Below are 13,604 nucleotides of genomic sequence, written 5' to 3' on the forward strand. Positions count from 1 at the left end.
GGTTCCCTTTGGGACCGGCCCCGTTTCTGTTCTGTGCCGAGGCGCCCGTGTCACGGCGGGTTCGGCTGTCGGATCCAGCCCAGGGAGCGCTCGACGGCGCGTTGCCAGTTCTCGTACTCCGAGCGTCGCCGCTGGGGGTCCATGTCCGGCAGCCACTGGGCGGCGCGGTGCCAGTTGCGGCGCAGGACCTCCAGGTCGGGCCAGTAGCCGGCGGCGAGTCCGGCGGCGTAGGCGGCGCCGAGGGAGACCGTTTCGACGGCCATGGGGCGCACCACGGGCACATCGAGCACGTCGGCCAGGAACTGCATGAGCAGGTTGTCGGAGGTCATGCCGCCGTCCACCTTGAGCACCTTCAGGGCGAGCGAGGAGTCGGCGTTCATGGCGTCGACCACCTCACGGGTCTGCCAGCCGGTGGCCTCCAGCACGGCTCGGGCCAGATGGCCCTTGGTGATGTACGAGGTGAGGCCGACGATGACTCCGCGGGCGTCGCTGCGCCAGTGCGGCGCGTACAGGCCGGAGAACGCCGGGACGATGTAGCAGCCGCCGTTGTCCTCGACGGTGCGCGCGAGGGTCTCGATCTCGGGGGCGGTGCTGATCATTCCCAGCCGGTCGCGGAACCACTGGACCAGCGCGCCGGTGACGGCGATGGGGCCTTCGAGTGCGTAGACCGCGGGCTGGTCCTCGATCTTGTAGGCGACGGTGGTGAGCAGTCCGTGCCGGGACCGTACGAGGTCGGTGCCGGTGTTGAGCAGCAGGAAGCTGCCGGTTCCGTAGGTGCACTTCGCCTCGCCGGGGGCGAAGCAGGTCTGGCCGAACAGCGCCGCCTGCTGGTCGCCGAGTGCCGCGGCGATGCGGACGCCCGGAAGGACGGAACGGGCGGTTCCGTAGGTCTCGGCCGAGGAGTGGATCTCCGGGAGCATCGGGCGGGGGACCCCGAAGAACTCCAGCAGCTCCTCGTCCCAGTCGAGGGTGCTGATGTTCATGAGCATGGTGCGGCTGGCGTTGGTGACATCGGTGAGGTGCAGGCCGCCGGCCGGGCCGCCGGTGAGGTTCCAGATCAGCCAGCTCTCCATCGTGCCGAACAGCACCTCGCCGTCCTCGGCGCGCTGCCGCAGCCCGTCGACATGGTCGAACAGCCAGCGGATCCGGGGGGCGGAGAAGTAGGTGGAAGGGCGCAGGCAGCAGCGTTGGAGGAAGAACTCGTCCCCGGGCCGGCTGCTGAGCTCCTCGACCAGCGGGGCCGTGCGAGTGTCCTGCCAGACGATCGCCCTGCCCAGCGGGGTGCCCGTACGCCGGTCCCACAGCACGGTCGTTTCGCGCTGGTTGGCGATCCCGACGGCGGCGACCTCCTCGGGGCGGACATCGGCGTCGGCGAGCGCGTGCGGCACCACGCGCTGCAGGGTGTGCCAGATCTCGACGGCGTCGTGCTCGACCCAGCCGGGCTGAGGGAAGTGCTGCTGGTGCTCCCGCTGGGCGACCGACACCAGCCGCCCCTGGTGGTCGAACAGGATGCACCGGGTGGAGGTGGTGCCCTGGTCGATGGACATCACATACCGCTCAACCATGATCAGCCTTCCGTTGCGGGGCACGAGGGCGGCGGGGCTCACCAGCGGGCGGCTCCCAGATCCCGGGAGATCGCCCGGGCGGCGTGGCGGACCTGGGTGACCAGGTCCGGCTGCGGGACGCCCTGGGAGTCGCAGATCCGCTCGACCGTGCCCGAGACGCCGATGGCGCCCACCACGAGGCCGCCGTGGCCCCGGATCGGCGCGGCGACGCCTGCCTCGTCCGTGATCATCTCCTGTACTTCGGCGGCCCACCCGAGCTCCCGGACCTCGGTGAGCGCCCGGGTCAGGCGCTCCGGGTCGGCCAGGGTGTGCCGGGTGTACGCCTCCAGCCCGGCCTCCACGGCCGGCTCCAGGGGCACGCTGCCGAAGGCCAGCAGCACCTTGCCGAGCGAGGAGGCGTGCAGCGGCAGCAGCGCGCCCACGTCCAGGGTCTGGAGGGTGTCATCGGGGCGGAAGACATGGTGGACGATGAGCACCTTGCCCTCCAGGGGCGCGCCCAGGCGGACCGCCTCCCCGCTGCGGGCGGCCAGGGCGTCGGCCCAGTTGATGGAGCGGGACCGCAGCTCGTTCACGTCGAGGTAGCTGGTGCCCAGGTGCAGGAGCGCGGCCCCGAGCTGGTACTTCCCGGTCGCCGGGTCCTGCTCGACGAAGTCGATGTTCTGCAGGGTGCGCAGAATGCCGTGGGTGGTGCCCTTCGCCAGTCCGAGCGAAGCGGCCACCTCACCCAGTCCGAGCCGACGGGGCCCACTGGCGAGCAGACGCAGGATTGCCGCCGCCCGTTCGATCGACTGGACCGGGCCGGCCATGAGGCAAGCGTAGTCCCGTAGTCGGCATCGGACCGGAAGGGACGGCTCTCCGCAACAGCGTTCGGTAATGCCGACCGACGTTCATTGACCGCCCCTGCCGTCCCCCCTAGCGTCCCTCTCAAGACCGGTGTCCAGCCGGCAGGAGCCTCGAAGGAGGCGGCATGACGGCACAGCTTGACGCAGTGGTTCGGGAGGCGGACGAACATGTCTGTCCGCTGCCCCACATCCCCGAGGCCGTTTCCGTCGTACGCCGGCGGGTGCGTACGGTCCTGGCCGACTGGAATCTGGCCCCGGACCTCGCCGAGGACGCGCTCCTGGTGATCTCGGAGCTGATCACCAACGCGGTCGTCCACGCCCTGCCGCCGGCGGTGCTGCGGCTGTCACGGGTCGTCGACGGGAGCCACGCCCTGCGCGTCGAGGTCACCGACGCGGGGACCGCGGCGGCGGACGGGCGGCCGGCCGTCGAGGCCGACGCGGACGAGCACGGCCGCGGGCTCGACATCGTCACCGCCCTGGCGGCCGAGTGCGGCACACGGGTCCACGCGGGCGGCATCACCTGGTGGGCGAAGCTCCTCACCGCGTGAGCCGCCGGGCCCCGGCACAGGCCGGCGCGCACGCCGGGAGGGGGCCGGGCTCCCACCGAGCCCGGCCCCCTCCTGGCTACCCCGTCCGGTGGCGGCCTCTCCTAGGACGGCGCGCCCGCCAGGACCTCCACCTTGCCCGTGTCGAGCGAGTAATAGGCGCCGACCACGGCAAGGTCGCCCTTTTTCACGAGCGGGGCCAGGTCCCGGTTGGCGCGCAGTTCGGCCGCGGTCAGCGTGACCTGGGCGCGGGCCATGGTGTCGACCGGGTCGTCACCGCCTTCCCGGACCGCCTGCTCGTACGCCGGCCGCAGCGCCCGGGCGATCGCCTCCAGGTTGCCGGGCAGCGGTTTGCCGTCACGGAGCGAGGTGTACGACGCCTCGACGGCGCCGCACCGCTGATGCCCGAGGACCACGATGAGCGGAGTGCCGCTGGTCATGGGCCCGTACTCCACGGAACCCGTGACCACAGGGTCGATCGCCTCCCCGCCCGTGCGCATCACGTAGAGGTCTCCCAGCCCGGTGTCGAAGAGGAGTTCCGGCGGCACCCGGGAGTCGATGCACGCGAGGACCGACCCGAAGGGCTCCTGTTTCTGTGCCACGAACTCGCGCCGGTCCGGATCCCGGTCGGGGTGCTGGAGGTCCCCGTTCACCCAGCGCTCGTTGCCCTCGATCAGGCGCGTGAAGGCCGCCGCGGGTGTGGTCGGCCGCGCGGTCGGCTGCATGGTCGGCCGCGCCTGCGGCGAGGTGCCGGCCGTCGCCGGGGCGCCGCTCTTCGATGAGCACCCCGCGAGTGCCGCCGTGGCGACGAACAGTCCGCCGGTGAGCAGGGCCCTGCGACCCGGCTGTCTCGCTCCGTCCATCGGTCGTTCCCCTCAGTCCGCTGCGACGTATGCGTACGTCCTGACCAGGGCGATTGTTCAGCGTGGCGGGGCGACGCGACGGGAGGCGCAAGCGGGTGCGGCCCGCTGTGCCACCGACGGCCCACAGAACCGGTCGGGTCGGGGGCGGCCCGGCCCGTGCTCCCGAGGCGGGTGCGCGAGACGCGGGAGGTGCCGGGCGTGCCGGCCGGGCGACATCCGCCACGTCTCCTGCGTGGTACGGCAGGGGCGATGAACGGACCCGGCAAGGGGCCCACAGGAAAAGGGGGTTGATCCATTCTGACCCGGAACGGGCGGCCGGGGCATCCTTTTTGCGGATGATCTTGGGGCTTGTTCGCGGCCCTAGCGTGAGGGCATGACGACGAGCGCGGGCAGGGATCTGGTGTGTGGGGCGGCCGACGGCGTGGAGCTGGCCGTGCGGGATCACGGCGGGGAGGGCGCCGCGGTGCTGTTGCTGCACGGTGCGGGGCGGACGCTGGAGGACTGGGCGCAGGTCGCCCCGCTGCTGGCGGCGGGGCACCGGGTGTGGGCGATGGATCTGCGCGGGCACGGGCGGTCGGGGGACGGTGCGGTGCCGTGGACCTTCGACGTGGTGGCCGGCGATGTGACGGCGGTGCTGGCGGCGTGCGGGGCGCCGGACGCAGTGGTGGTGGGGCATTCGCTGGGCGGGATGGTCGCCGCGTACTGCCTGGAGCGGGACGGGCGCGTGCCGGCGGCGGTGAACGTCGACGGGCACGGGATGGGGCGTCCGGAGCAGTATGTGGGGCTGGACGTGGCCTATGTGCGAGAACGGCTGGTGGAGGCACGGGAGTTCGCCGACGAGGCGGGCGGACGAACCTTTCACCCTGAGGCGTTGGACGCGGTGATCGGCTATCAGGCGGCCATGGCGGTGGAGTTGGGCATTCCGGCGGAGCTGATGGAGGCCGGGGTGCGCCGGTCTCTGGGAGAGGCGGCGGACGGGCAGCTCTTTCTGCGGCCGGGGCGGAAGCAGGCCCTGGAGTTGCAGGAGGCGATGGCGGGTATCGATCTGTTCGCGCTGTACCGGCGGGTGACACGGCCGCTGCTGATCGCCCGTGCGCTGCGCCCCCATCCCCCGGTGCCGGGCGTGCCCCCGTGGTTCGACGCGCTGATGGCGGCCTATGTGAAGGGGCTGGCACGCGATCTGGGGGAACTGGCGCGAACCCGGCCGCAGGTGACCGTCGCCGGGGTGGACGGGACACACGCGATGCTGCTGGAACGGCCGGCGGAGGTCGCGGAGCTGGTGTCCGGGTTCGTGCGCGGGCTTCCCTGGGGCGCTTGAACCGCGGGCTTCCCCGGAGGGTGTGAACCACGGGCTTCCCCGGAGGGCTTGAACCTCAGCGGGGGAAGAGCTGGAAGAGGGTGGCGGGGCGGCCCCGGTAGCGTTCGCCGCCGTTGCGCAGTGTCTGTTCGATGAAGCTGCGGGCATAGGCGCGGGGGTCCTGGCCGGCGCCGCCCAGGCCCTTGATGTAGGTGCTGTGGGCCGCCAGCGAGTCGACCGCGCGGTCGATGCCGGGGCCGACCTCGGCGGCGTGCGTGGGGTACGGGGAGGCCGCCACGGCCACCCAGCGCACGCCGTTCCAGGGCGCCAGGCCCTGCGCGCCGGCGAGTTCGGGGAAGATCCAGCGGTTGCCGGCGTCACCCGCCGCGTCCAGGACCGCGCGGCCCACCACCCGGTGGTCCGCGCTGTTCCACTGGACGCCGCCCCAGGTGTCGTGGTGGTTGAGGGTGACCAGGAGCTCCGGGCGGTGGCGGCGGATGGCCGCGGCCAGATCGCGGCGCAGCGCCGGGCCGGCCTCGATGACCCCGTCGCGATGGTGGTCGAGGAATTCGACGGTGTGGACGCCCACGAGCGCGGCACCGGCCCGCTGTTCGGTCTCACGGACCGCGGCGCACTCCGCGGGTGCGAGCCCGTCGATCCCGGCCTCGCCACGGGTGACCAGGAGATAGCTGACCTGGCGCCCGGCGGCGGTCCATTCGGCGATGGCGGCCGCGGCGCCGTATTCGAGGTCGTCCGGGTGGGCGACGACGGCGAGGGCCCGCTGCCAGTCCCTGGGCATGGGGGAGAGGTGGGGTTCGGCGGACATGGGGCCCTTCCTTCCCGTCCTGGTGCCGCGTCCACGTTCCTGGTGCGGCGTCTTCGTGCCGTGCCGTGTTCGGTATGCCGTTTCGGACGTGTTCCTCGAACGTGGTCCCGTTTCGATCGTGACATGTATGGGTGGCGTCCACCCGGGTGGAAAGAAACAGTGGGGTGGCGCGGGGTGGGGATGCGGGGGTCTCCGGAGCCCGATCTCGCTCGATACACGTGCTGAGCTGGGATTCATCACATCAGGTGAACATCTGGCCCAAGGTTGCGGTCGGCAACGCGCGGTTGCCACGCTGTTGCTGACTGTCAAGCTGTTGGGAGGGGCACGTGCCTTTCGGTGAGCAGCCCGCGTACCTCCGCGTCGCCGGCGACCTGCGCCAGAAGATCGTCGACGGGGTGCTGCCGCCGCACACCCGCCTTCCCTCCCAGGCGCGCATCCGCGAGGAGTACGGCGTCTCGGACACCGTCGCCCTGGAGGCGCGCAAGGTCCTGATGGCCGAGGGGCTCGTCGAGGGCCGCTCGGGGTCGGGGACGTATGTGCGCGAGCAGCCCGTCCCGCGCCGTATCGCCCGCGTCGGATTCCACTCGGCCGGTGGCTGTACGCCCTTCCGGCAGGAGCAGACGGACGAGCGGGTGCGGGGCACCTGGGAGTCCAGCAGCGAGCAGGAGGCGGCCGGTCCGGTGGTCGCGGCCCGGCTGCGCCTCCCGCAGGGCGCCAAGGTGATGCGGACGCGCTATGTCTTCCGGGCGGAGGGCGAGCCGTCGATGCTCTCGACCTCGTGGGAGCCCCTGGAGGTGACGGGGCGGACGCCGGTGATGCTGCCCGAGGAGGGGCCGCTGGCGGGCCGCGGGGTGGTCGAACGGATGGCGGCCATCGACGTGGTGGTGGACAACGTCGTCGAGGAGGTCGGTGCGCGGCCGGCGCTGGCGGAGGAGGCCATGACGCTGGGAGGGGTGCCGGGGCATGCCGTGCTGGTCGTCTCGCGGACGTACTTCGCCGGCGGCCGGCCGGTCGAGACGGCCGATGTCGTCACCCTCGCGGACCGCTATCGCGTCGCCTACCACCTGCCTGTGAAGTGAATGGTGCGCTCTGCGCCGCCCTGCGGGTGTCGCCTAGACGTCCCGAGCGCGCCTTTGGTTCACAGGTCGATGTCCCATTTGCTTCTCCTTGTCGGTAAATGTCGCCCTGGTGAGGGTGTGGGATACCTCACAGACCCTCAACTGGGCGGGAGATTTGCGTAAGTGGGGGAAGTCGACCGTGCGATTCGCTCTTACGATGGCGAAGTTTGTGCACGGCACGGGGGAAGACCAGGAGACCAGCACGTGAGCACGACGAAGACACCGAGCGCGGAGCAGGGCTCGCACTCGAATTACCGTCGGTCCCTCGGGACCATCGCCCTGACCGCCACTGGTCTCGGGTCCATCATCGGTTCCGGCTGGCTCTTCGGTGCCGAGCGGGCCGCCGCCATCGCCGGTCCGGCCGCGATCCTCGCCTGGGTTATCGGAGCGGTCGTCGCCCTGACGATCGCCCTCACCTACACCGAGCTCGGCTCGATGTTCCCCAAGGCCGGCGGCATGGTCCGCTACGGCCAGTACTCCCACGGCTCGCTCGCCGGCTACCTCGCGGCCTGGGCCAACTGGATCGCGATCGTCTCGGTCATCCCGGGTGAGGCCACCGCCTCCGTCCAGTACATGAGTTCCTGGGACTTCGGCTGGGCGCAGGCGCTGTACGACGGCAAGGAGCTGACCGGCACCGGTGTCGGGCTCGCCAGCGTGCTGCTGATCTTCTACTTCTTCCTCAACTGGTTCGCGATCTCGCTGTTCGCGAAGACCAACACCGCGATCACGGTCTTCAAGGTCGTCGTCCCGGCCATGACCGCGGGCGCGCTGATGATGGCGCACTTCGACACCGACAACATCGTTCACCACGGCGGCTTCACGCCCAACGGCTGGAGCTCGGTCTTCACCGCCGTCGCCGTCTCCGGCATCGTCTGGGCCTACAACGGCTTCCAGTCCCCGCTGAACCTCGCCGCCGAGGCCCGTAACCCCGGCAAGTCGCTGCCGAAGGCCGTCGTCTGGTCGATCGTGATCGCGCTGGTCATCTATGTCGCGCTGCAGGTCGCGTTCCTGATGGCGGTGCCCGGCGACAAGCTGGCCGCCGGCGGCGGCTGGGCCGGTCTCGGCTTCAACTCCCCGCTCGCCGACCTCGCCATCGCCTGGGGCCTGAACTGGCTGGCGCTGCTGCTGTACGCGGACGCCTTTGTCTCGCCGTCCGGCACCGGCATGATCTACGCGGCCACCACCTCGCGCATGATCCACGGTGTGCAGGAGAACGGTCATCTGCCGGGCATCTTCGGCAAGGTGGACAAGAAGACCGGTGTGCCGCGCCCGGCGCTGCTGCTCAACCTCGTGATCGCCTTCCTGTTCCTCGCGGTCTTCCGTGGCTGGGGCTCGCTCGCCGAGATCGTCTCGGTGGCCACGGTCATCTCGTACATCACGGGCCCGGTCGCGGTGATGTCGCTGCGCCGCGTCTCGCCGGACCTCAAGCGCCCGGTGAAGCTGAAGGCGATGCCGGTGATCGCGCCGATCGCGATGATCTTCGGCTCGCTGGTCCTGTACTGGGGCCGCTGGCCGCTCACCGGCAAGGTCATCCTGATCATGGCCGTCGGACTCCCGGTCTGGGCCTGGTACGAGATCGGCAAGCCGCTGACCCAGGGCCGCAAGCCGTGGGCCGCACTGCGCCCGCATCTGAAGGCCGGTGCCTGGATGGTGGCGTATCTGCTGGTCATGGCCTCCGTCTCGTACATGGGCGGCAAGGAGTTCGGCGGTAAGGGCTATCTGCCCGAGGGCTGGGACATCGCCCTGGTCGCCGCGATCGGACTGGCCTTCTACTACTGGGGCGTGCGCAGCTCCTGGCGCAACCCGTCGCTGGTCCAGGCCGAGGCCGAGATGCGTGCCGAGGACGAGGCACGTGAGGCGGACGAGGCCGGGGAGACCGAAGGGGTCAAGGCGCCCGTCGGGGCCTGAGCCCGCCCGCGCCGCCGCCCGGCGCCGTTCCGTACATCTGCCCGAGCCACTCGGGCCCCACCGGCCACTCGCAGGCCGCTTCCGGTGCGCCGGGGCCCGCGGGTGGCCGGTTCGGTACCTCTTTGTGTAAATCCATATCCGGTGAGTGAAGGTCGGGCGTACGCTCGGGCATATGCGGATTGCGATTTCGGCATCAGCCGACAAGGAGCGCGTGACGGCGCGCTACCCGGCGGACGGAGGGGCGCAATGACTGAGGGTGGAGCGGTGCTCCCCTGGCTCGTCATCCGCCAGGACGAAGGGGGCAACCGGTACCGCGTGGGCCGGTACGCCACCCGAGCGGAGGCGGAGCGGGTGGCCGACCGGCTCGAGACGCGCGGCCGCCAGCAGCTCTACGTGGTCGAGAAGGCCGACCGGGCGGCGACCTGAGGGGCGGCGGGCGAGAAGCGGGACACAGGCGGGGGACGTAGGCTGCCGCGCATGACGACCGTGCGCATAGTGGTGGGCGGAGCGGTGTGCGAGCGCGGGCGGCTGCTGGCCGCACGGCGCAGCGCACCGCCCGCGCTGGCCGGCCGCTGGGAGCTGCCCGGCGGCAAGGTGGAGGACGACGAGACACCCGAGCGGGCGCTGGAGCGGGAGCTGCGCGAGGAGCTGGGTGTCGAGGCCGCGGCCCTGGAGCGGATTCCGGGCGAGTGGGTGCTGCGCCCCGGCTATGTCCTGCAGGTGTGGACGGCCCGGCTGGTGTCCGGGGTGCCGCGGCCCCTGCAGGACCATGACGAGCTGCGCTGGCTGCTGCCCGGCGAGGAGAACCAGGTCGACTGGCTGGACCAGGACCGCCCGGCGGTCGCCGAGGCGATGCGCCGGCTGGCGGCCCCGGCCGGAGCGACCGGAGTGACGGGCGTACGGCCGTAACGACGGGCGTACGGCCGCAACGAGCCGCACCGGGCGTCCCTGGCCCGCGCGCACCAGGCCACCCGCCCGCGCCCGGCCCCCCTGACCCTTCCCGCGCGCACCAGGCCCGCCGCGCCCCGGACCGCCTCGTCCCTCCCGCACCGGTCCCGCCCGCCCCGGACCGCCCACACCTCCCCGCACGCCCTGCGTACCCCGCGCCGCCCCGTCGCCCACGGCCGCCCGTTCACCTCGGCCGTCCGTCCACCTCGGCCGCACCCCCCCCGGTCCCCGCCGCAGCAATATGTTTCATTTGTGCCACAGTGCACCGCTGCAGGCGATATGCGGGGTCAGATACCGGGTATGTCCTGATTGACCCCATCGATGCAGACAACGCGACGGGGAGCCATCGGGCTGGGATGTGATCGGCGTGAGCGACAGCGCAGCGGCAGGGGTCCCTGAGCCCGGCTCCGGCAGCGCTCGCAGGCGCAGCAAGGCCGTCGGTTCCGCCACCGCCGAATGGAGCTTTCCGGCCGACCCCGGAGCGGTGCGCACCGCCCGCACGGTGGTCCGGCGGGTGCTGGACGACTGGGGCCTGAACGGCGCCGCCGATATGGCCGTACTACTCGTCAGTGAGCTCGTCACCAACTCCCTGCGCCATGCCAGCGGGCCGATCGGGGTCCGCATGGTGCTGCTCAGCTCCGACGGGCTGCTCGTCGAGGTATCCGATCCGCTGCCCGACCCGCCACGGGAGCGCGACGCCGCTCCCGACGATGAGGGAGGCCGGGGATTGCAGCTGGTCGCATGCAGTTCGCGACGATGGGGGACCCGTCGCGGAAAGAGCGGTAAGACAGTGTGGTTCGAGCTGTCCGTGGCTGGTTAGGAGACAGATGAAGTCCTGATCGTTGCCATTCCATCGACATTTCGTCGATGGGCTGCGATCGAGACTGTGCTGTGATCGTGAAGACCGTGTTCCGGATAGCCGGGGTATTGGATACTCGGGCTGGTCCGGTCCGGGCACGATGAGCTGGAGGGGACGGGGCTCGTGAGCAACATGTCATCTGGCGGGGCAGAACCCGCACAGGCCGATGGTCAGGGCGGTGCGGACAGCCCGGGTGACCCAGGTGGCCGTCCGCACGTGCGCGATCTGCAAGGTCCGCCCGTGTGGCAGAGCAGCCGGCCCGGATCGATCTATGACTACATCCGCGTGGCCTCCTTCTCGCTCGGCCCCGACGGGCGGATCGAGCAGTGGAGCGAGCGGGCGGAGCAGATGCTCGGCATCCCCGCCCGTTACGCGCTCGGCAAGGACCCCGTGGAGGCTTTCGTCCCACGGGAGTTGCGCGAGACCGGGCACCGCAAGGTGTCCGAGATACTCGACGGCCGGGAGTGGACCGGCCTGGTGCCCTACCGCAGGGAAACGAGCGGCGCGGCCGACGGGCTCGCCGAGATCTATGTGATGCCCTCGCGCAACGAGGACGGGGAGCGCGCCGCGGTCTGTCTGGTCGTCGATGTCCGGGCGCTGCGCGGCATCGAAACCGACCTCGCCGCCTCGCAGGCCGTTTTCGGTCAATCTCCCATGGGTTTCACCCTGTTCGGCACGGACCTGAAGCTGCTGCGGGTCAACGAACGGTTCGCCTCGGTCTTCGGCGGCCCCGCGAGCAAGTACCGCGGCTGCGGCCCGCACGACTTCCTCCCGCGGTCCGAGGCTGAGCGGATGACCGCCGCGCTGCGCCGCGTCCTGGAGACCGGTGAGCCGGTCGCCGAGATGCAGCTGGTCGGGCTGGCGTCCGGCGACGAGGACCGCCGCCGCTGGTCGGTGTCGCTCTACCGGCTGCACGGCGCCAGCGGCCGCCCCATCGGTGTCGCGGCGCTCGCCGCCGATGTGACCGGCCGGCGCCGGGCCGAGCGCGAGGCCGCCAACGCCCGCCGCAACCTCGCCCTGCTCAACGAGGCCGGCGCCCGGATAGGCAACTCCCTCGATCTGGAGACCACCGCCCGCACCCTGCTGGACGTCGCCGTACCGCAGTTCTGCGATCTGGCCTCGGTGGACCTCTACCAGGGCCTGCTGTCCGGTGACGAGGCCCCGCCCGGGATGAGCGACGGCAGCGCCGAGCTGCGCCGGGTCGCCTTCGCCAGCGCCGTCTCGGACGCCCCGCTCGCCACCACCCCCGGTGTCCTCGGCGACACGCCGGGCCCGGTCGCGGTCGGCGCCGTCCACCGCTACCCCTTCAACTCCCCCTGCGCGGGCGCCCTGCGGACCGCCCATGCGCAGATCATCCCGGGCCGGGAGAGCGACGACGGGCCGGAGCTGGGCGCGGTGGTGCACTCCACCCTCGCCGTCCCGATGGTCGCCAGGGACACGGTCGTCGGGCTGGTGCAGTTCTCCCGTACGAAGGGCAGTGAGCCGTTCGGCGAGCGTGACACCGCGCTCGCCGTCGAACTGGCCGCGCGCGCCGCGGTCTGTATCGACAACGCCCGCCTCTACCGCCGGGAGCACGAACGCGCGCTGATATTGCAGCGCAGTCTGCTGCCGCCCGGCGACCCGGAGGCGGCCGGCCTGGACATCGCCTGCCGCTATCTGCCCGGCACCACCGCCACCGAGGTCGGCGGCGACTGGTTCGATGTCATCGAACTCCCCGGCCACCGCACGGCCTTGGTCGTCGGCGACGTCATGGGGCGCGGACTGCGCGCCGCCGTGGCCATGGGCGAACTGCGCACCGCCGTCCGCACGTTGGCGCTGCTGGACCTGGAACCGGCCGAGGTGCTCTCGGCGCTGGACGAGATCGCCCGCGGGCTCGGCGGCGACGGCGACGGCAGGTCCACCGCCCGGTCCGCCCGCGGCCGGTCCGGAACCGCCGACGGCACGCCCGAGACGAACCGCTCCGCCCGTACCGCCGATCTCTCCGAGGTCTACCTCGCCACCTGCGTCTACGCCGTCTACGACCCGGTCACCCGGCGCTGTACGTTCGCCAACGCCGGGCATCTGCCGCCGGTGCTGGTCGAGGACGGGGAGGACGCACTGCTGCTCGACGTCCCCCCGGGGATGCCGCTGGGGGTCGGCGGGGAGCCGTTCGAGGAGATCGAGGTCGAGTTGCCGGACGGCGCGCTGCTCGCGCTGTACACCGACGGTCTGGTGGAGTCCCGCCACCATCCGCTGGACGAGGGGCTGCGGGCGTTCCGTACGGCCCTCTCCGGCGCCGACCGCCCGTTGGAGGACGCCTGCGACCACGTCCTGAACGCCCTGGACACCTCGCACGGCGAGGACGACATCGCGCTGCTGATGGCGCGGGTGCACGGGCTGCCCAAGGACGCGGTGGGCGACTGGAGTCTGGCACCGGAGGCGCGTTCGGTGGCCCGCGCCCGTGAACTGGCCCGCGACCAGCTCACGGACTGGGGCCTGCAGGACCTGGTCGACACCACCGAGCTGCTGGTCAGCGAGCTGGTGACCAATGCGCTGCGGCACGGCCACGGCGAGATCCGGCTGCGTCTGCTGCTGGACCGCTCGCTGGTCTGCGAGGTCTGGGACGCCGATCTCGCCCAGCCGCGCCGCCGCCGCGCCCGCGACACCGACGAGGGCGGCCGCGGACTCCAGCTGGTCGGTCTGCTCAGCGAGGGGTGGGGCAGCCGCCGTACCCCGCGCGGCAAGACCGTGTGGTTCGAACTCGCGCTGCCCGACGGGGAGTCGGCGGCGGTGGATCCGGCCGAGGCCCTGCTGAGCCTGTTCTGAGACGCGGAGGGGCGGCCGTGGGGCGCCG

Annotated in this window: 12 protein-coding genes; 8 read left to right on the top strand and 4 right to left on the bottom strand. The window is 71.8% G+C overall.

Annotated elements, in window-relative coordinates:
- Positions 1-50 precede the first annotated feature (50 nt).
- On the bottom strand, positions 51-1,565 hold the full coding sequence (gene glpK, locus NUT86_RS26735) for a glycerol kinase GlpK (RefSeq protein ID WP_093637820.1): 1,515 nt from the start codon (positions 1,563-1,565) through the stop codon (positions 51-53).
- Between the two features lie 38 nt (positions 1,566-1,603).
- Positions 1,604-2,371: an IclR family transcriptional regulator gene (locus NUT86_RS26740; protein WP_093637594.1), complete on the bottom strand. Its 768-nt coding sequence runs from the start codon at positions 2,369-2,371 to the stop codon at positions 1,604-1,606.
- A gap of 161 nt (positions 2,372-2,532) precedes the next feature.
- Between NUT86_RS26740 and NUT86_RS26745 the strand changes: the two genes are divergently transcribed.
- A complete protein-coding gene (locus NUT86_RS26745; RefSeq protein ID WP_018089362.1) occupies positions 2,533-2,955 on the top strand; it encodes an ATP-binding protein in 423 nt (140 codons plus the stop codon).
- 101 nt (positions 2,956-3,056) lie between these two features.
- Here the strand turns inward: NUT86_RS26745 and NUT86_RS26750 are convergent, their stop codons facing one another.
- Entirely contained in the window at positions 3,057-3,815 is a 759-nt protein-coding gene (locus NUT86_RS26750) for a carbonic anhydrase (RefSeq protein ID WP_274737955.1), read from the bottom strand.
- A gap of 373 nt (positions 3,816-4,188) precedes the next feature.
- Between NUT86_RS26750 and NUT86_RS26755 the strand changes: the two genes are divergently transcribed.
- Positions 4,189-5,133: an alpha/beta fold hydrolase gene (locus NUT86_RS26755; protein ID WP_274737957.1), complete on the top strand. Its 945-nt coding sequence runs from the start codon at positions 4,189-4,191 to the stop codon at positions 5,131-5,133.
- Between the two features lie 55 nt (positions 5,134-5,188).
- On the opposite strand, the gene NUT86_RS26760 is transcribed toward NUT86_RS26755, so the two are convergent.
- The gene (locus NUT86_RS26760; protein ID WP_159486346.1) at positions 5,189-5,938 is read right to left on the bottom strand and encodes a PIG-L deacetylase family protein; all 750 of its coding nucleotides are present in this window, start codon (positions 5,936-5,938) and stop codon (positions 5,189-5,191) included.
- Between the two features lie 326 nt (positions 5,939-6,264).
- On the opposite strand from NUT86_RS26760, the gene NUT86_RS26765 reads away from it, so the two are divergent.
- The 6 genes from NUT86_RS26765 to NUT86_RS26790 all read left to right on the top strand — a co-directional run bounded on the left by NUT86_RS26765 (position 6,265) and on the right by NUT86_RS26790 (position 13,576).
- A complete protein-coding gene (locus tag NUT86_RS26765; RefSeq protein WP_159486344.1) occupies positions 6,265-7,017 on the top strand; it encodes a GntR family transcriptional regulator in 753 nt (250 codons plus the stop codon).
- Positions 7,018-7,260: 243 nt separating this feature from the next.
- Positions 7,261-8,964: an APC family permease gene (locus NUT86_RS26770; protein ID WP_159486342.1), complete on the top strand. Its 1,704-nt coding sequence runs from the start codon at positions 7,261-7,263 to the stop codon at positions 8,962-8,964.
- A 246-nt stretch (positions 8,965-9,210) separates the two neighbouring features.
- Entirely contained in the window at positions 9,211-9,390 is a 180-nt protein-coding gene (locus NUT86_RS26775) for an SPOR domain-containing protein (RefSeq protein ID WP_018089368.1), read from the top strand.
- Positions 9,391-9,441: 51 nt separating this feature from the next.
- The gene (locus NUT86_RS26780; protein WP_274737962.1) at positions 9,442-9,873 is read left to right on the top strand and encodes a (deoxy)nucleoside triphosphate pyrophosphohydrolase; all 432 of its coding nucleotides are present in this window, start codon (positions 9,442-9,444) and stop codon (positions 9,871-9,873) included.
- Between the two features lie 397 nt (positions 9,874-10,270).
- A complete protein-coding gene (locus NUT86_RS26785; protein ID WP_020397725.1) occupies positions 10,271-10,732 on the top strand; it encodes an ATP-binding protein in 462 nt (153 codons plus the stop codon).
- 279 nt (positions 10,733-11,011) lie between these two features.
- Entirely contained in the window at positions 11,012-13,576 is a 2,565-nt protein-coding gene (locus NUT86_RS26790) for a SpoIIE family protein phosphatase (protein ID WP_109892395.1), read from the top strand.
- The last annotated feature ends 28 nt before the right edge of the window (positions 13,577-13,604 follow it).

It is taken from the genome of Streptomyces sp. G7(2002) (assembly GCF_028870195.1).
In the GTDB taxonomy this organism is placed as follows: Bacteria; Actinomycetota; Actinomycetes; order Streptomycetales; family Streptomycetaceae; genus Streptomyces; species Streptomyces nigrescens.